Source organism: Bifidobacterium commune (genome assembly GCF_900094885.1).
GTDB classification, from domain to species: Bacteria; Actinomycetota; Actinomycetes; order Actinomycetales; family Bifidobacteriaceae; genus Bifidobacterium; species Bifidobacterium commune.
In genome coordinates this window covers 833,934-853,657 of record NZ_FMBL01000001.1, presented here as the reverse complement: position 1 = coordinate 853,657, position 19,724 = coordinate 833,934, and the positions used below count along the sequence as shown (strand labels likewise).

The 19,724-nt window shown below is 51.7% G+C and carries 17 protein-coding genes; 15 read left to right on the top strand and 2 right to left on the bottom strand.

Going from position 1 to position 19,724, the window contains the following annotated elements:
- The first annotated feature begins 316 nt into the window (after positions 1 to 316).
- Positions 317 to 856, top strand: a complete 540-nt coding sequence (locus GA0061077_RS03430) for a single-stranded DNA-binding protein (protein WP_159426906.1) — start codon at positions 317 to 319, stop codon at positions 854 to 856.
- A gap of 135 nt (positions 857 to 991) precedes the next feature.
- On the opposite strand, the gene GA0061077_RS03425 is transcribed toward GA0061077_RS03430, so the two are convergent.
- A complete protein-coding gene (locus tag GA0061077_RS03425) occupies positions 992 to 3,070 on the bottom strand; it encodes a M13 family metallopeptidase (protein ID WP_091847466.1) in 2,079 nt (692 codons plus the stop codon).
- A 164-nt stretch (positions 3,071 to 3,234) separates the two neighbouring features.
- On the opposite strand from GA0061077_RS03425, the gene GA0061077_RS03420 reads away from it, so the two are divergent.
- The 3 genes from GA0061077_RS03420 (at position 3,235) to GA0061077_RS03410 (ending at position 6,517) form a co-directional block, all read left to right on the top strand.
- Positions 3,235 to 4,095, top strand: a complete 861-nt coding sequence (locus tag GA0061077_RS03420; RefSeq protein ID WP_234696481.1) for an HdeD family acid-resistance protein — start codon at positions 3,235 to 3,237, stop codon at positions 4,093 to 4,095.
- Between the two features lie 114 nt (positions 4,096 to 4,209).
- Positions 4,210 to 4,986: a type I methionyl aminopeptidase gene (map, locus tag GA0061077_RS03415; RefSeq protein WP_091847465.1), complete on the top strand. Its 777-nt coding sequence runs from the start codon at positions 4,210 to 4,212 to the stop codon at positions 4,984 to 4,986.
- A 235-nt stretch (positions 4,987 to 5,221) separates the two neighbouring features.
- Positions 5,222 to 6,517, top strand: coding sequence for a citrate synthase (locus GA0061077_RS03410; RefSeq protein WP_091847464.1), 1,296 nt, complete (start codon positions 5,222 to 5,224; stop codon positions 6,515 to 6,517).
- A gap of 120 nt (positions 6,518 to 6,637) precedes the next feature.
- Here the strand turns inward: GA0061077_RS03410 and dapD are convergent, their stop codons facing one another.
- Positions 6,638 to 7,642, bottom strand: coding sequence for a 2,3,4,5-tetrahydropyridine-2,6-dicarboxylate N-succinyltransferase (dapD, locus tag GA0061077_RS03405; protein WP_091847463.1), 1,005 nt, complete (start codon positions 7,640 to 7,642; stop codon positions 6,638 to 6,640).
- Positions 7,643 to 7,775: 133 nt separating this feature from the next.
- Here dapD and GA0061077_RS07135 point away from each other — a divergent pair, with 133 nt between their 5' ends.
- The 11 genes from GA0061077_RS07135 to GA0061077_RS03355 all read left to right on the top strand — a co-directional run bounded on the left by GA0061077_RS07135 (position 7,776) and on the right by GA0061077_RS03355 (position 19,705).
- On the top strand, positions 7,776 to 7,907 hold the full coding sequence (locus GA0061077_RS07135; protein ID WP_267886411.1) for a hypothetical protein: 132 nt from the start codon (positions 7,776 to 7,778) through the stop codon (positions 7,905 to 7,907).
- A gap of 193 nt (positions 7,908 to 8,100) precedes the next feature.
- Positions 8,101 to 9,240: a peptide chain release factor 2 gene (gene prfB, locus GA0061077_RS03400; protein WP_091847462.1), complete on the top strand. Its 1,140-nt coding sequence runs from the start codon at positions 8,101 to 8,103 to the stop codon at positions 9,238 to 9,240.
- A 96-nt stretch (positions 9,241 to 9,336) separates the two neighbouring features.
- Complete coding sequence (gene ftsE, locus GA0061077_RS03395) at positions 9,337 to 10,614, top strand: cell division ATP-binding protein FtsE (RefSeq protein ID WP_234696480.1); 1,278 nt, start codon at positions 9,337 to 9,339, stop codon at positions 10,612 to 10,614.
- Positions 10,611 to 11,534, top strand: a complete 924-nt coding sequence (ftsX, locus tag GA0061077_RS03390) for a permease-like cell division protein FtsX (RefSeq protein ID WP_091847461.1) — start codon at positions 10,611 to 10,613, stop codon at positions 11,532 to 11,534. The genes ftsE and ftsX overlap by 4 nt, the downstream gene beginning before the upstream one ends.
- 125 nt (positions 11,535 to 11,659) lie before the next feature.
- Positions 11,660 to 12,976 (top strand): CHAP domain-containing protein, encoded by a 1,317-nt coding sequence (locus GA0061077_RS03385; RefSeq protein WP_234696479.1) that lies wholly within the window; start codon positions 11,660 to 11,662, stop codon positions 12,974 to 12,976.
- A 122-nt stretch (positions 12,977 to 13,098) separates the two neighbouring features.
- Positions 13,099 to 13,578: an SsrA-binding protein SmpB gene (smpB, locus tag GA0061077_RS03380; protein ID WP_091847459.1), complete on the top strand. Its 480-nt coding sequence runs from the start codon at positions 13,099 to 13,101 to the stop codon at positions 13,576 to 13,578.
- 360 nt (positions 13,579 to 13,938) lie between these two features.
- Positions 13,939 to 14,868: an ABC transporter substrate-binding protein gene (locus tag GA0061077_RS03375; protein WP_375773977.1), complete on the top strand. Its 930-nt coding sequence runs from the start codon at positions 13,939 to 13,941 to the stop codon at positions 14,866 to 14,868.
- A 271-nt stretch (positions 14,869 to 15,139) separates the two neighbouring features.
- Positions 15,140 to 16,126: an amino acid ABC transporter permease gene (locus GA0061077_RS03370; RefSeq protein ID WP_091847457.1), complete on the top strand. Its 987-nt coding sequence runs from the start codon at positions 15,140 to 15,142 to the stop codon at positions 16,124 to 16,126.
- 54 nt (positions 16,127 to 16,180) lie between these two features.
- Positions 16,181 to 16,999, top strand: a complete 819-nt coding sequence (locus GA0061077_RS03365) for an amino acid ABC transporter ATP-binding protein (RefSeq protein WP_183193127.1) — start codon at positions 16,181 to 16,183, stop codon at positions 16,997 to 16,999.
- A 75-nt stretch (positions 17,000 to 17,074) separates the two neighbouring features.
- Positions 17,075 to 18,964: a glutamine--fructose-6-phosphate transaminase (isomerizing) gene (glmS, locus tag GA0061077_RS03360; RefSeq protein WP_091847455.1), complete on the top strand. Its 1,890-nt coding sequence runs from the start codon at positions 17,075 to 17,077 to the stop codon at positions 18,962 to 18,964.
- Positions 18,965 to 18,970: 6 nt separating this feature from the next.
- Entirely contained in the window at positions 18,971 to 19,705 is a 735-nt protein-coding gene (locus GA0061077_RS03355; protein ID WP_091847454.1) for a pseudouridine synthase, read from the top strand.
- Positions 19,706 to 19,724: the final 19 nt, after the last annotated feature.

The following is a 19,724-nucleotide window of genomic DNA, read 5'->3' as shown; positions in this document are numbered from 1 at the left end:
GAGCTGTCTGCAGAGCTATGAATTGCATGCGGCTCTATCGGCTCAGTACTCTATGGTGTGGGAATTGGTGGATAACGCTAGATTCGTCCACATCGTATCCACGACGCGCCAGCGGTCTGAGCGTTCGACCACAGTGCCTGATTTGCCTTGAGTTCGTGATCTTTCCTGTTGCATACTGATGGAACTGCGGGGTTCTTGCTCTGGTGGGTCGCTTTAGCGCAGGGATTCATTCGCGTAGGCGTTTGCATTCGCGGCATGCTTTCAAGAAGCCCGCAGTCCAAATTGATAAGGCAAAGTGAACATGGAAGGGGTCGAAATGGCACAGCAAGGGGTAGCAACGATTTCGGGATTCATGGGCACGGATCCGCAAAGTTTCGGCAAAGAAGGAGGGGTTACAGCATGTTCGTTCAGGGTTGGATGTACGCCCAGGTATTTCAACGCTGTAGCCAACAAATGGCGCGATCGACCGACGACATGGATTACCGTAAAGGTGTTCAGAACGCTTGCAAAGAACGTTCTGTCGAGTCTGCGAAAAGGGGACCCAGTAGTGGTAACTGGCGCTCTTGCCACTGAAGAGTGGGAACATGATGGGACCAAGCGCAGCAAGATAGTGATGGAAGCGACAAGTGTGGGTCATGATTTGAACTTCGGCATTTCAGTATTTCAACGTGACAAACCGAATCTTGGGGAGCCGGAAGGAGGGGATATGCATCCTGATGATGGGGTTGTTGACAGTGATCTGAATGACAATGAGCAAACTCTATCCCGTCGGAAGAATAACGATCCTTGGGATGCGAGTGTAGTGTTCGAACAACCCGACACAGTTTCCGGCCAACCAGCAGCTTCTGAGTCGTAACGTTGCGGATTGAGCATCTGCAATGATTGTTCAATGCAGCCGGTCTTTGCAACATTTTCATTGCAAAGACCGGCTGGGCATATGGGCTTTAGGCTTGATTCAAGGGTCTTGTCGAGGTAAGCAACTGGCGATGTCTTACCAGATATGGACGCGCTCCTCTGGATCGAGCCATAGTCTGTTCTCCGGGGTCACGTTGAACGCTTGGTAGTACAGATCAACATTGCGCGCGATTCCATTGCTGCGGAATTCCGCAGGGGAATGCGGATCGATCTGCAAGTACTGTTCGGTTAGTTCTTCTCGCTGTACAGTACGCCAGATTGAGGCGTAACTAAGGAAGAAACGTTGTAGTCCGGTGTAGCCATCGATTTCCGGTGCGCTTTCCAGTGAAGCGGAAATCGCCTGCGCAGAGCCGTCTATGGGATGTCCGGAGGCTTCATCAAGTGCGAAAGCGTAGGCTTTCAGGCTGATGTTGACACCGCTGAGATCACCAATGTTTTCCCCTATGGTCAATGCACCGTTGACGTGCGGAGCCTGGCTCAGGTCATCTGTGTACTTTTCCTGAAGTTGCGCAGGAATGAAGCGATTGTACTGCTCGATAAGGGCCTTGGTAAGGGTTTCGAAATTCGCCTTGTCTTCGGCAGTCCACCAATCGTTGAGCTTTCCGTCTCCGTCGTATTGGCTTCCCTGATCGTCAAAACCGTGACCGATTTCATGTCCGATGACGGTCCCTATCGCGCCATAATTCGCTGCGTCATCCGCATTCGGATTGAAGAACGGAGGTTGGAGGATGGCGGCAGGGAAGACGATGACATTCATGGACGGTTCATAGTATGCGTTAACCGTCTGCGGATTCATCAGCCATTCCTCACGGTCAGCGATCTGACCTATCTTGGAAAACTGGAAACCGGTTTCGTAAGCCGCTGCGGCATTAAGGTCCTCAATTAGGCTCATTTCTGGCCTGATGTCCAAAGCCGTGTAATCGCGCCAGTGATTTGTGTATCCGATCATCGGCCTGAATTTCGAAAGCTTTTCAAGAGCTTTGGCTTTGGTGGCTTCGCTCAGCCAATCACTGCTGGAAATGGAGACGCGATAGGCTTCGATGATGTTGTCGACGAGCTGCTGCATCCTCGACTTCGAACTTTCGGGGAAGTGCACGCGAACGTATTCGCGGCCGACCTCTTCTCCGCAGATGCTGTTGACCAGAGAAACCCCACGTTTCCAACGATCGCGCTGCTGCTTGGCTCCTGAAAGAACTTTGCCGTAGAAATCGAAATGTGCTTTGTTGAAATTGTCGCTAAGCATGCTTGCTGAACCGCAGATCATGCTCACTCGTGCCCACAGTTTCAAGTCATCTAGATCACTGTTGTTCCAAAGGCTGTCGAAGCCTGAAAGGAAGCTTGGCTCATGGACGATGGTGCGCGCGAATGCCGTTGTGAAATTCAACGGTTGCTCCCTTGAAGCCTGCAATGCGTCATAGGCGGACTGCCGTGCTCCAAGCCAGGAACGAATGTCAAAATGCGAAAGCGTTGAAGCCAGTGTTTCCAAATTCGTGGGATTGTTTGTTTTCTGTGAGTCTCGCGTGGCCACATTGTCCCAGTGATTCGAAGCGAGTTCGGTTTCGAATTGTAGGAAACGTTTAGCGCTTGTCTCTGTTTCATCACTATCGCCATAATCAGCCAGTTTCAGCAGTTTGGCGACCATGAGGACGTACTGCTTGCGAATTGGTTCATAATGGGCATCGCGGTAGTAGGCTTCATCGGGCAGTCCGATGCCGCTTTGCTCAATGTGCAGGATGTTGTGTTCTGGGTCCTCTGGATCGCCATAGACTCCACAATCGAAGAAGTCGGGCCCTCCGACGATGCTAAGTTCTCCCAGGATGGTTGTGAGTTCGGCTTTGCTTTCGGCGCTGTCTATGCGCTTGAGGGCATTCTTGATGGGATCTATGCCGGCTGCCTCGATTGTGTCTGTGTCGAGGAATGCTTGGTAGAGGCTTTGTGACTTGTGTGCCGGGCAATCCGTTCGTTCGAGGATCTCTCGAACCTGCTGTTCTGAATCTTCAGCGAGTTTATCAAAGGCGCCATAACGTGATCGATCGTCAGGCAGATCGTATGTATCGATCCAAGGGCCATTAACGAAACGGAAAAGGTCATCGCCGGGGTTGATGACCCCAGAGAAAGAAGTGGTATCAAGGCCGGAAATCAAAGGTATAGACATGGCTCTACTGTAGCGGCGTTTGCTGACATGCGTATGGGTTTTGAAACGGAAAAAGATAGCGAAAAAATTGGAACGGTCATTTTTTATTTCGTGTCCGTGCTGTTTCGGAATACTTTTTACATTTTGCCTGTTATAAATGAAACACAAGTGATTAGGAGAGTGTTATGCAGGATAATGATATGTACGGCAATCGTTCAGATGTCAACGCGGGCAATGCGAACGGGCAGAGTCAACCCAATAATGGAAGTGCAGGTCAGACCGGATACGGTACCAATGGTTCAAGTGGGTATGGTCCGTACGTCAACGACCCGAACCAGAATGCGCAGGGATATCAGAACGCTGGAGCCTATTCCAGCCCTGCGCAGGACGGTCAGTACCAGGATTCGCAGAATGGCCATGGCGTTCCATTCGGAGCGGCCGGTGGCTTGAACGGGCTGTACAATGACGAATGGTGGCGAATGAACCCCTTTAAATTGGTGGAGGAATGGCTGCCGACGCAGGCGAAAAAGACCATCCGTATGGTCTATGGTGTGGTAGGCGTTGTTGCTGTGCTGCTTGGCCTGGCATTGTTGGCATGGCCAGGCAAGACTCTGGAGGTCTTCGCTGTTGTTCTGGGTATATATTTCCTGATTTCCGGTGCCATGCGAGTTATCGGTGCCATCGTCGAAAACGGTCTGCCTGGAGGATGGCGCGTTCTTGATATCCTGGTCGGCCTTCTTTTGGTGATCGGTGGTGTGATCATGCTGAAGAACACCATCCTTTCATCCGCAATGCTGACGATCTTGGTCACTCTTACCGTTGGCATTGGTTGGATCATGGAAGGAATCATGGCATTGGTGGAGACGTGGCGTCTTCCGAAATCAGGATGGGCCATCTTCTACTCCGTTATTTCTGTTTTTGCAGGCATTGTGTTGCTCTGCTCCCCATTCACCTCTGTTATTTTTCTGATCATTTTTACCGGCTGCACGATGGTGATCATGGGCGCGCTAGCGATTATCAGGGCTTTCCGCTTTGGCAAGGCATGAGTGTTGATGTGTTGGGATTAAAGACCTTGGGGCTGTAGCGCCGGTATCGCATTAAGCGTGCCGGCGCTTGCCGTCCAAGGGTATTTTGTTTGGCTGACGAAGTAGGGTGAAGGCATGATTGAACTGAAAACACCAAAGGAAATCGCCGCGATGAAGGTGGCTGGTCGTTTTGTCGGAAGTATTCTCAAAGAGTTGCAGGAGACCACTAAAGTCGGCACCAATCTGCTTGAGATCGATGATCTGGTCAGACGCCGCATAGAAAGTCGGAAAGGTGCTGAATCCTGCTATGTCGATTACGCTCCGGATTTTGGTACCGGCCCGTTCGGTCACTACATCTGCACGTCGGTTAATGATGCAGTGCTTCATGGGGTGCCTTATGATTATTCCCTCAAAGACGGTGATTTACTCAGCCTTGATTTGGCGTTGAGCATCGACGGATGGTGTGCAGATTCTGCTCTCAGCTTTGTGGTCGGAGATAATCCCAATCAAGAGGATGTTGCGCTTATCAAGTGCACCCAGGAGGCGCTTGCGGCTGGTATCGCTGCGGCGCAGTCTGGGAACCGTCTGGGTGACATATCCGCAGCTGTTGGTGAGGTGGCGCACGGTCATGGATATGCTGTCAACATGGAGTTCGGGGGGCACGGAATCGGTCGTGTGATGCATGGCGATCCCTTCGTTCCCAACGATGGTAAGGGACATCATGGTTATAAGTTGCGTCCCGGTCTTACCATCGCCATCGAACCGTGGTTCATGAAGACCACCGATGAAATCTATCAGGACACCGGTGACGGTTGGACTCTGCGCAGTTCCGATGGGTCCAACGGTGCACATAGCGAGCACACCATCGCGATCACCGACAACGGCCCGGAAATCCTTACCGTTCGTGAATAGGTGCGTCTTTTAGTTCGTTGGATTGCTGCATTCGCTTCGTGGTGGAGGGGTGCGGCAATTTCATAGCGCCTCTAAATGTACAGATGTGCAGTACATGGACATGGTTTGCCATTATTCCCATTTATGCAATAGGGTATGTTCAATCCGAAGTGATTGCACTTATTGATTCGGGCTTGTTCCGGAGGTCGATTCTCGAGAATCCGATGGCCGCCGAAGCGTTGAAGGAGGACAAAGCATGACGCAGGCAGAACTTGATGTGGATGCCAGCAAATTCAACCTGCCTGTGGTTAAGGCCACGGAGGGAGCCGACGGCATCGTTGTTTCGTCTCTCAAGAATGATGGGTTCGTCACCCTTGACCCGGGCTTCCTGACCACAGCCCAGTGCAAATCCAAAATTACATTCATCGATGGTCGGCGTTCAATCCTGCGTTATCGTGGTTATCCGATTGAACAATTGTGTGAGCAATCTGATTTTCTTGAAGTGGCTTGGTTGCTGCAGTACGGTGAGCTACCGACCCAGGCTGAATACGATCAGTTCTGCCTTGATTTGAACCGCCGAACGATGGTGGGGGAAGACTTTCGTAGTTTTATGGCTTCATTCCCGCGTTCCGCGCAACCGATGAGTGTGCTTGCTTCGGCGATTAATGCACTCGCTGCGTTCTACCCTGATACCACTGATGTCAGTGATCCCGAGCAGTTGGATGAGTCGGCTCGTATCATTATGGCCAAGGCGCGTACGATAGTGAGCTATATCTATCGTCGTCGTCGTGATGAGCCGATGCTTTATCCTGATGTCGCCCGCGGCTATATTGATGATTTTTTGCGGATGTGCTTTGCTGTGCCTTACGAGCCTTACCGGTCGGATGAACTTCTGATTCATGCCTTGGGTCGTTTGTTGATTATCCACGCGGATCATGAGCAGAACTGTTCAACTTCCGTGGTACGCATTGCAGGCAGCGCTCATGCCAATCTTTATTCCGCGGTAGCAGCTGGAATCAATGCGCTTTCAGGGCCTCGGCACGGAGGTGCCAACGAAGCCGTGCTCAAACAGCTCGAAGCCATTCGTGATTCCGACGAAAGCGTGAGTCAATTCGTTGAAAACGCTAAGGCGAACAACGTCCGCATTTCGGGTTTGGGACATCGTGTCTACAAGTGTCATGATCCTCGGGCGATGGTCGCCAAACAGTATCTGGAAGAGCTTATGGCTCGCGGTGATGTCGACAGCCACCTGCCGGCTGATGAACGCGCGTTGTTCGCTATCGCGAAGGAACTGGAAGACATCGCTCTGCATGATGAATATTTCGTTTCCCGCAATCTTTACCCGAATGTGGACTTTTACACCGGTCTGCTCTATCAAATCATCGGTTTTGACGCGGCGATGTTCACCCCATTGTTTGCGCTTGGTCGAATCCCCGGCTGGATTGCCCAATATCGTGAGATGCTGGACGATCCGGAAACGAAAATCGGCCGCCCTCGTCAGGTCTACATTGGTCCAGCCGCACGTGAATATGTGCCGATTGATCAGCGCTAAGCGTCTGGTGATGTAAATGCATCTATAGGTGCAGATAAGAAAGTCCGCTCGGAGACAAGTTGGGAATCATATGGTTTCCAGCAGGTCTGATGAGCGGACTGTTTGTTTGCGAACGTCGTGTCAGTTCTTATGCAACTTCTCATTCAAGGCGATACCGTTCTTGCGGTATCGGGCTTCGATGGCGCCGCTAATTGAATTGCGAATGAAGAGGATGTTGTCTTTGCCGGACAAATCAGCGCCTTTGACCACGTCAAGTGGCTCACCGGCCTCGGTCTTGGCGTTGTCGTGAATTGCGATTTTTGTACCGGCTGTGATATAAAGGCCTGCTTCGACAACGCAGTTGTCGCCCAAGCTGATGCCGATGCCAGCGTTGGCTCCCAACAGACTGTGCTCGCCGATCGAGTTGCGCAATTTGCCGCCGCCGGAAAGTGTGCCCATAATCGAGGCACCGCCGCCGACATCCGATCCATTGCCAACTACGACTCCTTGGGAAACGCGCCCCTCAATCATGCAGGTTCCGAGTGTTCCGGCGTTAAAGTTTACGAATCCGGCGTGCATCACGGTGGTTCCGGGCGCCAGGTGAGCTCCGAGGCGCACTCGATCAGCATCCCCGATACGCACGCCTTCGGGAACCACATAATCAATCATGCGGGGGAACTTGTCGAGGGCGAGGACGGTGACATCGACAAGGGTGGTGGGTATGCCGCCGTCCATGTTGCGGCATTTCGCGGCGGCGTTCATCACATCCATCTTCCGCAAGGCGAAGTTGTCAACGGCAAACGGACCGTAATTGGTCCACACCACGTTGGAGAGTTTGCCGAATATTCCATCGAGGTTGATACTGTTCGGCTTGACCAGACACAAGCTCAACAAATGCAGTCGTAGATAAGCGTCAGCGGCATCTACAATGGGGGCATCGAGTGAGGACTCCGTGAACACTGGGACACGCCGTACACCGCGCGCATCTGGTTGTTCGTCAGCCATTGCGCCGAAACCGTGGTTCGGTCGTGACGCTTCATCGGGTGCCGGCCCCATTTTCGGTGTCGGGTACCACACGTCCAGCGTGTTGCCCGCTTCGTCGATTGAAGCCAATCCCCAGCCCCAAGCCATTGGTTCGTTTTCCATACCCGCTCCTTGTTTGCTGTTGCATGCAAATGAATGATGTCTCTAATCTAGCGCATGCGGGAATCATTGGTGCAGCTGAACCTCATAACGGACATGGAGGTTAAATCCTGAAGGGTCGATACAATAAGGCGTTGTGAATGATTACAGGAAAGAACGTGAACGCAAGGAAGGACGTCGTTGCAATATCGTGCGCGCGATTTGCGTTCTTGCAGCTGCGGCCATGCTGCTCGCGATGGTGATTCCTGCGATCTATGCGGGTCTTTGAAGGTTTTGTGCCTCGCCAAGGCAGACGGCAACACGCTGATCCATGACACGGGCGTGTGATTTATCGAAGAGATGTTGCGTGCCTGAGTGGTGAACAGAATGAAGAAATCGTCGGAATCGGAATCGCGTGAATATAACTGCCCCGTTGAAGACGGTCAGGAACTTATCGATGAACAAGCATAAGGTGGAGTGTGATGGCAGAGTTTGATTTTTCACAAGCGCTGGGTGAAGCGCATGCAAAATACGAGACGATTGAGAAAGCGCTGGATGTCGATCGTCTCAAGTCTGAGATTGCGCAGCTCGAGGAGGAAGCATCTGACCCGAATCTTTGGGATAATGTTGAGAATGCGCAGAAAATTACCAGCAAGCTTTCTGGCAAGCAGGGATTGATCAAGAAGCTTGCCTCTCTTTCTGACCGGTTCGATGATCTTGAGACTCTTTACGAACTGGGCCAGGAGGAAGATGATTCCAATTCGATGAGTGAGGCTCTCAGCGGCGTTGACGCCCTGCAAAAAGATCTCGATGAGATGGAGATTCAGACGCTGCTCGATGGCGAATACGACGAACGCAGTGCCGTGGTCACGATCCGAAGCGGTGCTGGCGGCGTGGATGCGGCTGATTTTGCGCAAATGCTGTTGCGCATGTATGTGCGTTGGTCTGAACGCAACGGCTTCAAGGTCAAAGTTATGGATACCTCGTATGCCGAGGAGGCGGGTATCAAGTCAGTAACGTTTGAAGTGGACGCTCCTTACGCCTATGGTCGCCTTTCCGTCGAGGGCGGCACTCATCGTCTGGTGCGTATTTCACCGTTTGACAACCAGGGTCGTCGGCAGACCAGTTTCGCTGCGGTTGAAGTCGTACCGTTGGTTGAGGCAACCGATCACATTGACATTCCCGATTCGGAGATTCGTGTGGATACCTACTGCTCGTCGGGCCCGGGAGGACAAGGTGTCAACACCACGTATTCCGCGGTGCGCATCACCCATTTGCCCACCAACATTGTGGTGACGATGCAGGACGAACGTAGCCAGATACAGAACCGTGCCGCGGCGATGGCCGTTCTTCAGTCCCGGCTTCTGGTACTTCGCCACGAGGAAGAGGCTAAGAAGAAAAAGGAACTTGCCGGTGACATCAAGGCAAGCTGGGGCGATCAGATGCGTTCGTATGTGCTTCATCCTTACCAGATGGTCAAGGATTTGCGTACCGGTTATGAGACTTCGCAGACGCAGGCCGTCTTCGACGGCGATATCAACGGTTTCATTGACGCGGGCATTCGCTGGCGCCATGAGCAACGGCGTGAGGCCGCTGCAGAGCAAGCTGAAGATAAAGGCTGATGAGGTTTGGTGGAATGCCTTCGCATTTTGTCAGACTGCAAAAGATACTATGTCAATATATTTGAACACACTCGAAAGCAGTAAGGAAACGGCAATATGGCGTTGATTACATTGGATGAGGTCTCGAAGATCTATCCCAAAGGCACGCGGCCGGCTCTTGACAACATCAGTCTGGATATTGAGCGCGGCGATTTTGTGTTTCTTGTAGGCGCCTCCGGCTCAGGCAAAACGACGTTGCTGAGCTTGCTCCTCCGTGAAGAGGAGGCCACCGATGGTGAAATCCGTGTGGCCGGTAACGATCTGCGACGTCTTACAACCCGTCAAATTCCACAGTATCGGCGTTCCATCGGCTTCATTTTCCAAGACTACAAATTGTTGAACAACAAAACGGTCTGGCAGAATGTCGCTTTTGCTTTGGAAGTTATCGGAACCCGACGTTCGACCATTAAGACGTTGGTGCCCAGAGTGCTTGAAACAGTCGGGCTCACGGGCAAAGAGAATAATTATCCGCACGAGCTTTCCGGCGGTGAGGCCCAGCGTGTGGCCATTGCTCGTGCATATGTGAACCATCCACAGATTATTTTGGCAGATGAGCCCACTGGTAACTTGGATCCGACCACTTCCTTAGGTATTATGGAAGTTTTGGACGCCATCAATCGCACCGGCACCACCATCCTCATGGCGACACACAACGAAGAAATCGTCAATTCCATGCGTAAGAGAGTGGTCGAGCTGCATACAGGCAACATCGTACGTGATGAGGCAAAGGGCAGTTACGATTCGTCGAAATACTTCCCGGATGCCGAAGTGGAGTCTAAAGCCAAGCAAGTCATTGAATCCGACGAGGGCAAATTTAAGCGATCACAAGAAGATGCCGAGACTGTTCCGTCAGAGACGACTGATGTTCCTAAGCGACCCACTAGCAATCGTTCCACTGTCGTGGAACGGGCTATGGATGCCGTTGCGAATGCTGTGGTCAATGGAACCGGTGAGAACGAGGGGATCGCCCGCTTGGCCAATGCCGTGCATTCAGGGAGAACAGGGCGGTATGGTGAGGCATTCCAGTCTGCCGAAACCACGATGACCTGGGGTAAAGGACTGACCAATGAAGAGCTGGTCAGTGCTCATGACTCTGAACCAGAGTCCCCAAAGACCTCAACATCAAAAACGGATCAGCATGGTCATAATCAGGATGCTGCTAAGCCCGAAATAAACAGCAAGTCCGCTGCAAAGACCAATGTTTCAGATATACCTTCACCGCCGATTCCTCCGAAAAGAACGGCAACTCAATCAAGTGATAGCAATAGAGGTAGTCGGCGCAATGCCGATGGTCAATCTTCTGATAACGGAGAAGCCAAAGGGGAAAGCAAGTGAGAGCGCGGTTTATTCTTTCCGAGACATGGACGAGTTTGAAGCAGAATGTCTCGATGATTTTTTCGGTGTTGCTGGTGACTTTCATCTCCTTCCTTTTCATCGGTGCGTCCGGTCTGATGCAGGCGCAGATTACAAAAGCGAAAGGGGATTGGTACAAAGAGGTCGAAGTTGTGGTCTGGCTTTGCCCTGATGGTACAAGTCAGGCAGCCAATTGCTCTGTCGGCAAGGCTCCGACTCAGCAGGAAATCGTCCAGCTCGAAGAGAAGATTCATGACAATCTTCATAATGTGGTCGACAAAATCACGTACGAGAGTCGCGAAGACTTTTACAAGAACACATTTTTGAAGCAATATCCCAATGGGATTTATCAGGGACGGACTTTGACGGCTGCTGATATGCAGGATTCGCTGAGACTGAAACTCAAAGATCCGACCAAGTACCAAGAGGTATCGGAAACTCTCACTGGCAGCCAAGGGGTTGAAGAGGTTCTTGATCAGCGTCAGATTTTTGATCCCGTGTTCGCAATACTCAATAAAGGAACAGCCATCACGTTGGTGCTGGCTGCGGTAATGGTCGTCGTTGCTGTTCTGTTGACGGGTATCACCATACGAATGAGTGCTGCGAGCAGGAAAAACGAAACGGAAATCATGCGCCTCGTCGGTGCATCCAACTGGACGATTCGTCTGCCCTTCATTCTCGAGGGTGTGCTGGCTTCATTCCTGGGATCGCTGCTGTCGTGTGCGGCGCTTAGCGCTATCGTTAAACTGTTCATAACCGATTGGCTGGCCCAAACCGTGCAATGGATGCCGTTCATTAATCAGAAAACCGTGTGGTTGATGGCTCCGGCGTTGGTTGCTGGTTCCATGCTACTTTCGGCATTCGTTTCCACGCTTTCGCTGCGCAGATACCTGCAGGTTTGAACCTATCGGGTTCAGATGTTCTCAGGGACTCTTGATGTGAGTCTGTTACAATGACACCATTGCAACGTCTAATGAAAGGTTTTGTTGTGTTAAAAGTCGCCCAACGAGTACGTACAGTAGTGGGCATGGTAGTTGCATTCTCCGTGATGTTTACTTCTGTCGCGCTGGTATTTGTGACCAATCCGGAGAAGGCCGAGGCCGTTACATGGGGCGACTATCGACAGAAGCAACAGGAAGCCAATAATTTGCGTAACCAGTTGGCTGGTGTAAATGCGGATTTGGCCAATAAAATCATCCAGCTCAACGATCTGACTGATAATCAGATTCCCGCGGCTCAGCAAGCCGCATCCGATGCGCAAGACAGCGCGACGCAAGCTCAGACCGCCGCACAGTCGGCCACTGAGCGGCTTAACGCAGCTATAAAAGATAAGCAAGATCTGCAGGCCAAGATTGAGCAGACCGGTGCGGATTATGACGATGCTAAGGCCGGTGTTGCTCAGGTAGCCCGTGATGGTTTCCATGCCACACAAGCCACGCAGGTTATGGATGTGGTTACCAAATCTTCCACAACCCAGGATTTCGTTGATAAGTTGCAGTCTCAGGCCGCCGTCAAACGCAGTGAGGTCAATGCTGCGGATGAGGACGCCAACACGCTCAACTCTTCAATGAATCGTAAGCAGCGGCTGGAAGCCATTGAAGCTCAGATTTCCAAACTCAAAGTCGAGGCTGACAATAATGCAGCTGCTGCGCAACAGGCGGCACAGACGGCGCAAGCTAAGCAGAACAGTTTGCAAACTTTGCTTGACCAGGGTGTCAGCCAGCGCAACTATCTGGAAAGCCAGAAGAGTCAGCTGACGACTGATTCTGCAAGGGCGGCCGTGCAGATGGTCTCGCTCAAGGCGCAAATCGATGCTCAAGCTCAGGCAGCCATTGTTGCAGCTAACAAGAATTACAATGCGCATTCCAACGGCGGGCAGACGTGGAGTAAGCCTTCGAACGGTTCTTCCTCGAATTCCTCAGGAGGCAAAGGTACACCAACTCCTGCACCTGCTCCTTCGAAACCGTCCACTGGTGGCGGTGGTTCGAGTGGTGGAGCAGCACCGTATCCTCCCAAACAATGCACTTTGTGGGCTTGGATGCGCAGGAACGCACTCGGCAAACCGGTGACTGGTCGTATGGGTAATGGTGGTGATTGGGCGAATACTGCGCGGAGCATGGGTTGGTCGGTCGGAAGGACCCCAGCTGTCGGAGCGGTTGTCGTGTTTGCTCGAGGACAGAGTGTCGGCGGTCATTGGAATGCTCACAGAGCATACGGCCATGTAGCTGTTGTTGAGGCCATTAATGGTGGAACGATGATGATTTCCGAAGGTGGAACGGGATTCCCTGATTTTCCGCATTACGAGGTCATCGCAGCTTCGAGCGCTTATGAATATATCTACTGATATGTGGGTACAGGATTTGATTCAGTGTCGATAGAAGCAGGCATAAACGCGCCTTCCCGTTTGGGTGGCGCGTTTATGCTATCGTCGGGCATATCTTAGGAATTGAGGAAACGAGGGCAGGCATGGCGAAGGAACAGGGTACGCAACTTATTGCACAGAATCGTAAAGCGCGTCACAACTATTCGATCGAAGATCATTATGAGGCGGGATTGGTCCTCACCGGTACCGAGGTCAAATCGCTTCGAGAGGGTCGTGCCTCGCTTGTCGAATCGTTCGTTTCTATTGATCGTAAGGGTGAAATGTGGCTCGAAGGGGCAAACATTCCTGAATACCTCAACGGAACATGGAATAACCATGCCCCCAAGCGTAAACGAAAGCTCTTGCTCCACTCTGCTCAAATCGCCAAGCTGGAACGGCAGATTGAGGCGAAGGGATACACCATCGTTCCGCTGAGCCTTTATTTTAAGAATGGTCGAGTTAAAGTCGAGATTGCACTTGCTCGCGGCAAGAAGGAATATGATAAGCGCCAAGCGCTGCGAGAAGCGGAAGATAAGCGCGAAGCTCTTCGCGCTATGCGTTATGAAAACAAGCTTGTGCGCTAGATTGTCCGATATGTTCGCGGCTGGCAACGGACAGCTATATATTACTGAGGGCCGACTCCGGTTTGTTTCTTGAATGGGTCTTGTCGAATGTCCGCCAAACTGTCAAAGCTTGAGCAATTATTCGTCGGATTGCTTTTTCTCGCAACTTAATGAACGGTCCTGATGGTACGTGTTTCTTCGTGCGAATGGTATGTGGTTTGTAAAGGCAAGTCGATGATGCTTGTGGCTGGGCTGTAATTCGACTGTCAGTTGTCCGGCAAGTGAGACGGCTAATTGTATAAATGCAGAAATAGGAATAATATGCAAAATGTGAATAGCGGATGGAACGGTTAGTCGTTCCGGAGAGGACGAAAAATGTCTTTGGGAATTTCAAAACTGGTCAAAAGTGTTCTGGTAGGGGTTTGCTCCACTGCAATGGTTGCGGGCTTGTCTGCTTGCGGAACCACTGACGAAACTGATGAAAGTGCATCGCCTAAGGGCAATGCATCGATTGTCGATAGCGTGAAGAAGGACGACAAGATTGCCGCGATGCTGCCTGATTCTATAAAAAAGGACGGCAAATTTACCGTCGGTGTCTCACCTGATTACGCTCCTGCTGAGTTCCTTGACAAGGACGGTAAGACGCCGATCGGCTATGACATGGATGTCGCCAAGGCCCTCTCGGCCGTTTTCGGTTTGAAGTTCGACCCGACCGCTGCTGATTTCGACTCCATCATGCCGGGCATTGGTTCGAAGTATGATGTCGGCATTTCCGGATTCACCATGAACCAGTCTCGAAAGGATGCCGCTGAGTTCGTGTCCTTCCTCAACATTGGGGCGTCCTTTGTGGTTCAGAAGGGCAACCCGAAGAAGTTGACGGTTGACAACCTGTGTGGTCATACCGTGGCGGTACAGACCAGTACCGTGCATGAAACGACGGTTAAAGATCTAAATTCCCAGTGTGTCGCGGCCGGTAAGAAGGCCATCGAAATTCAACCGATGAAGGAACAGACTGTGGTCGCGACCAATGTCGCTACTGGAAAGGCTGATGCCTTCTGCGCTGATTCGACTGTTTCCGGTTATGCCGTCAAACAGAACGGCAATCAGCTGGAGCTTATGGGTAAGGCTTTCAACATGACTCCAGAGGCCGTGGTGGTTCAGAAAGGTGACATGCAGACGGCCGGGGCTGTGCGGGCTGCACTGCAGAAACTTATGGATGACGGCACCTATGCCAAGATTCTTAAGTCTTGGGGTAACGAAGCTGGCGCTGTTAAGCAAGCCAAGATCAACGACTATACCGACATCAAATAAGATGTGATGGTCAGTGCAGAGGTCTGGTCGGTGTTGTTTGGGCAGCGACCAGACCTTTTCATTGTTTGCGTCACACTATGTGTTTTGTGAGGTCTCGTGCTGTGCAGTTAGCTTGTGTATCTAGCGGTGACTGCAGTGCGGCCTTGAATGAGATGTCAGGTGCGATTATGCGCACTGAAGTATAATATACAAATAAATTCTGTTGAGAGATACACCTGACGGATAGAAAAAGACGGATATGTCACGCTTCAGAAGCAAAGAAAGGTGCGCTATGGCACGCTGCAGTCAATCGGATGGGCTTGGTATCCCGAATCGGATTCATGCCAAACCAGTGCGCCGTCCGGGCTCGCTTATTGCGGCCATCATCGTTGCGTTCCTCGTAGTGATGCTCGTGCATGGTATGGTTAGCAATGAGAAATTCGATTGGCCGACCGTTTGGAAATACCTTTTCAATGAGCATGTGCTCAGCGGTATCGGCTGGACGATTATCCTTACGGTTACCTCCATGTTCATCGCCATAGTTCTGGCCGTGATTTTGGCAGTGATGCGTCAATCGGTCAATCCTGTGCTGCGTGGGGTTAGCTGGTTTTGGATTTGGTTTTTCCGTGGTACCCCTGTATATACTCAGCTGGTGTTCTGGGGTCTTTTCTCAGTGCTGATACCGACGATCTCGCTCGGGATTCCGTTTACCGACATCAGTTTCTGGCAAATGAGCACCGAACAGCTCAATAAACTGATAGCCCAAGGCTTCCTTGCGGCGATGATCGGCTTGGCGTTCAACGAGTCGGCATATCTCGCTGAAATCGTACGTGCGGGGCTTGAAGCTGTCGATCCGGGGCAGGGTGAGGCGGCTGAAGCGCTTGGTATGTCTCGTACATTGATTATGCGTCGTGTGATTCTTCCACAGGCCATGCGCATCATTGTTCCGCCGACAGGCAATGAGGTTATCAGTATGCTCAAAACTACCTCGTTGGTTTCTGCGGTGCCCTTCAGCCTTGAGATTCAGTTCGCGACGAATGCGATTGCAAGTCGCATCTATAAGCCGATTCCGTTGCTGATTGTGGCATGCTTCTGGTATTTGGTGATTACTTCTGTGTTGATGATTGTGCAGTCACGACTTGAGAAGTACTTTGGTAAGGGCTTTAACGAAGGTTCCGGGGCTCACGCGCCGGCGGATGATGGCGATGAGGATGGGCAATCCGTTGCAAAAAACGATTCAAAAGTTGTCAAGGCCACATTTCTTGGACTCAACGCATAAGAGGGCTGAAACATGGAAAAGAACACCACCACGATTAATGATTTACCTGCAGCCATGTCCCCGAGTGAAAAGCAGAAAAGTGTCGGGAATCCCGTTTCGAACACTGTACCAGCTGTCAAAGCAACTCAGGTACACAAGGCGTTCGGCGATTTGCACGTGCTCAAGGGCATCGACATGGAGGTGATGCCTGGAACAGTCACCGTCATCCTTGGCCCTTCTGGTTCCGGCAAATCTACATTCCTGCGGCTTATCAACCAACTTGAGACCCTGACCGGGGGCAGCATCGAGGTCGATGGCGAGCTCATCGGCTATAAACATGTCAACCGGGCAGGTGAGGATGTGCTGCAAACCTTGAATGACAAAGAAATGGCTCGACAGCGCGAAAAGCTGGGTATGGTGTTCCAGCGTTTCAATCTTTTCCCGCATCGTACTGTTTTGCAAAACGTAATGGAAGCGCCGGTTCATGTCGCCAAAGTGCCCAAAAAGCAGGCTCGCGAAGAGGCCTTAAAGGAGCTCGAGCGTGTTGGTATGGGTGACAGAGCGAATTATTATCCCATGCAGCTTTCAGGCGGGCAGCAGCAGCGGGTAGCCATTGCTCGCGCCTTGGCGATGAAACCGAAGATTATGCTCTTCGACGAGCCGACTTCCGCCCTTGATCCGGAACTGGTGGGGGAAGTGCTTGCTGTCATGCGCTCGCTGGCAGATGCCGGCATGACGATGATTGTAGTGACCCATGAGATTGGGTTCGCCCGTGAAGTGGCTGATCAGATCGTCTTTATGGACGGCGGAGTCGTTGTTGAGCACGGCGGTGCCGAAATCATCGAACATCCGCAGGAACCTCGTTTCCAAGACTTCCTGAGCCACGTGCTGTAGTGGTATGTGGGCAGTTAGCGAAACTTTTGTCAGGTTGTTGTGGGCTGGGCGGGGTTTCGCATAAACTCATAGTTTATGTGTGGAATTGTTGGATATGCGGGAAACAAGACAGCTTGCGGAAAACCGCTGGAAGTATGCATGCAGGGGCTGAAACGCCTCGAATATAGAGGGTATGACTCTGCTGGTGTCGCGTTGGCGGCTCCGGGCATGCAGAGGGTAGCCGTACGTAAGAAATCCGGACGTCTGTCCAATCTGGCGGCCGATATCAAACGGATCCCCGTGCCAGATGCGACCGTGGGCATCGGTCATACTCGTTGGGCTACCAATGGCGCACCGAGTGATATAAACTCGCATCCGCACACCAGCGAAGATGGCAAGATTGCCATTATCCATAACGGCATCATCGAGAATGCTGGGACCCTACGTCTCGATCTACAAGCGGAAGGTTATACATTCCTTTCCGCGACTGATACTGAAGTAGCTGCAAAACTTCTGGGCAAGATTGCCAATATTGTCATTGACGAGACCGGTAAGCCGGATTTGTTCGAGGCTTTGCGCCGCATGGCCCGTATGTTGACAGGTGCATTCACCATTCTCGCCGTCGATGCTCGGCAACCCGATATAGTGGTTGGCGTGCGTCATGACTCGCCGCTTGTCGTAGGTCTCGGAGATGGCGAAAACTTCCTTGGTTCAGACGTCGCGGCGTTTGTCGCGTATACCAAAGAGGCAATGGAAGTCGATCAGGATAAGGCTGTCTGCATTTCCGGAGATAGCGTAACTGTTACCGATTTCGATGGCAATTTGGTCAACAATCCCAAGCGATTCACCATTGATTGGGATGCGAGCGCGTCCGATAAAGGCGGTTGGGATTCTTTCATGGACAAGGAAATCCATGAGGATCCTTCAGCTGTGCGCAATACATTGATTGGTCGTTTTGATGAAGACGGCGAAATCAAGCTAGATGAAGTGCACATTGATGCAGAGGCGTTCCGCCAGATTGATAAAATCATTGTGGTTGCCTGCGGAACAGCTAGTTATGCCGGCATGGTTGCCAAGTATGCCATTGAGCATTGGGTTCGTATTCCCGTCGAGATCGAACTTGCACACGAATTCCGTTATCGTGACCCAATCCTCACCCCGCGTACGCTTGTTGTTGCCATCTCGCAATCAGGTGAGACCATGGATACGCTCATGGCTTTGCGCCATGCCCGTGAGCAGGGTTCTCGCGTGCTTGCCATCTGCAATACGCAGGGATCTACGATTCCACGAGAATCTGATGCGGTGCTCTACACTCATGCTGGTCCAGAAATCGCCGTGGCCTCTACCAAAGCATTTGTCGCCCAAATCGTCGCGGCTTACTTGCTCGGCCTTTATCTTGCCCAGGTCAAGTGCACGCTTTACCGCGATGAAATCCATCAGATTCTTGATCAACTCAAGCAAATGCCCGAAAAGATCCAATGGGTGCTCGATCATGAGGCCGAGAGTATCAATGATGCGGCAAGCAAGATGATCAATGCCAAGTCGTTCCTCTTCCTTGGGCGTCATGTGGGGTATCCCGTGGCAATGGAAGGTGCACTGAAACTTAAAGAGATTGCATATACCTTTACCGAGGGCTTTGCCGCTGGGGAACTCAAGCATGGTCCTATCGCGCTTGTCGAAGAAGGGGAGCCGGTTGTTGTCATCGTTCCTTCGTCGCGTGGCCGCAATGTGTTGCATAACAAGGTTATTTCCGCCATCGAGGAGGTTAAGGCTCGAGGTGCGTTCACCATCGCAGTGGCCGAAGTCGGTGATCCGGATGCCGAGAAGTATGCGGATATTGTTTTTTGGCGCCCCGAGTGCCCGACGTTGCTCAGCCCTTTGGTCGATGTGGTGCCCTTGCAGCTGCTGGCCTTGGACATGGCAGAACTCAAGGGATATGATGTTGACAAACCGCGAAATCTTGCTAAGTCGGTAACGGTGGAGTAAAGCTTCTTGCGAACAAGCCATCGTTTTGTCGTTGATGAACCGGAAGTGCCGTTTGAACTGACGGTTCTTTATGAGGATGACAACATCATCGTGGTGGATAAGCCGCATTTTCTGGCGACGACACCACGGGGTATGTGGTATCGGCAAACGGCGCTTATCAGGTTGCGTGAGTATTTTGATGACCCTCAGATAACTCCAGCACATCGTCTTGATCGTATGACTGCGGGGATAGTGCTGTTCGTGCGCAATCCGACGGTACGCAGAGACTATCAGATGCTGTTTCAACATCGACAGGTTGAGAAAACATATGAATGTTTGGCCCCTTGCCGACCTGTGGCAGTGCCTCGAACAGGAACCGTTAAGGAGCTTGCCGCTCCATCCGTATTTCCGTTGATAAGGCGTTCGCGAATTCTCAAGGATCGTGGGCGGTTGCAGGCATATGAGGTACCCGGAGAGGTCAACGCCGAGACGATGATTGAACTGGCGTCAGCGCAGGGGAGCGTTGTTGTTCCGGGTTATCGTCGTTATGTGCTGCATCCTAAAACAGGCAAGACCCATCAGTTGCGGGTGCATATGAACTCACTGGGTTTACCGATTGCAGGAGATGATTTGTACCCACGAATCATTGAGCCGGATTACACCGATTTTTCCAATCCGCTTCAACTGGTAGCGCGGTCGGTACGATTTGTTGACCCGGTAAGTCACCGGTTGATGCTGTTTAAGTCGGAAATTCTTGTCTGAATGATGTTGTTATTGTGGA

Bases quoted from the DNA above. Each gene is read 5' to 3' on its own strand.
- GA0061077_RS03410 (WP_091847464.1), top strand. From the start codon at position 5,222: ATGACGCAGGCAGAACTTGATGTGGATGCCAGCAAATTCAACCTGCCT.
- GA0061077_RS03385 (WP_234696479.1), top strand. From the start codon at position 11,660: ATGGTAGTTGCATTCTCCGTGATGTTTACTTCTGTCGCGCTGGTATTT.
- GA0061077_RS03420 (WP_234696481.1), top strand. From the start codon at position 3,235: ATGCAGGATAATGATATGTACGGCAATCGTTCAGATGTCAACGCGGGC.
- map (WP_091847465.1), top strand. From the start codon at position 4,210: ATGATTGAACTGAAAACACCAAAGGAAATCGCCGCGATGAAGGTGGCT.
- ftsE (WP_234696480.1), top strand. From the start codon at position 9,337: ATGGCGTTGATTACATTGGATGAGGTCTCGAAGATCTATCCCAAAGGC.
- smpB (WP_091847459.1), top strand. From the start codon at position 13,099: ATGGCGAAGGAACAGGGTACGCAACTTATTGCACAGAATCGTAAAGCG.
- dapD (WP_091847463.1), bottom strand. From the start codon at position 7,642: ATGGAAAACGAACCAATGGCTTGGGGCTGGGGATTGGCTTCAATCGAC.
- GA0061077_RS03370 (WP_091847457.1), top strand. From the start codon at position 15,140: ATGGCACGCTGCAGTCAATCGGATGGGCTTGGTATCCCGAATCGGATT.
- prfB (WP_091847462.1), top strand. From the start codon at position 8,101: ATGGCAGAGTTTGATTTTTCACAAGCGCTGGGTGAAGCGCATGCAAAA.
- glmS (WP_091847455.1), top strand. From the start codon at position 17,075: ATGTGTGGAATTGTTGGATATGCGGGAAACAAGACAGCTTGCGGAAAA.
- GA0061077_RS03365 (WP_183193127.1), top strand. From the start codon at position 16,181: ATGTCCCCGAGTGAAAAGCAGAAAAGTGTCGGGAATCCCGTTTCGAAC.
- GA0061077_RS03430 (WP_159426906.1), top strand. From the start codon at position 317: ATGGCACAGCAAGGGGTAGCAACGATTTCGGGATTCATGGGCACGGAT.
- GA0061077_RS03425 (WP_091847466.1), bottom strand. From the start codon at position 3,070: ATGTCTATACCTTTGATTTCCGGCCTTGATACCACTTCTTTCTCTGGG.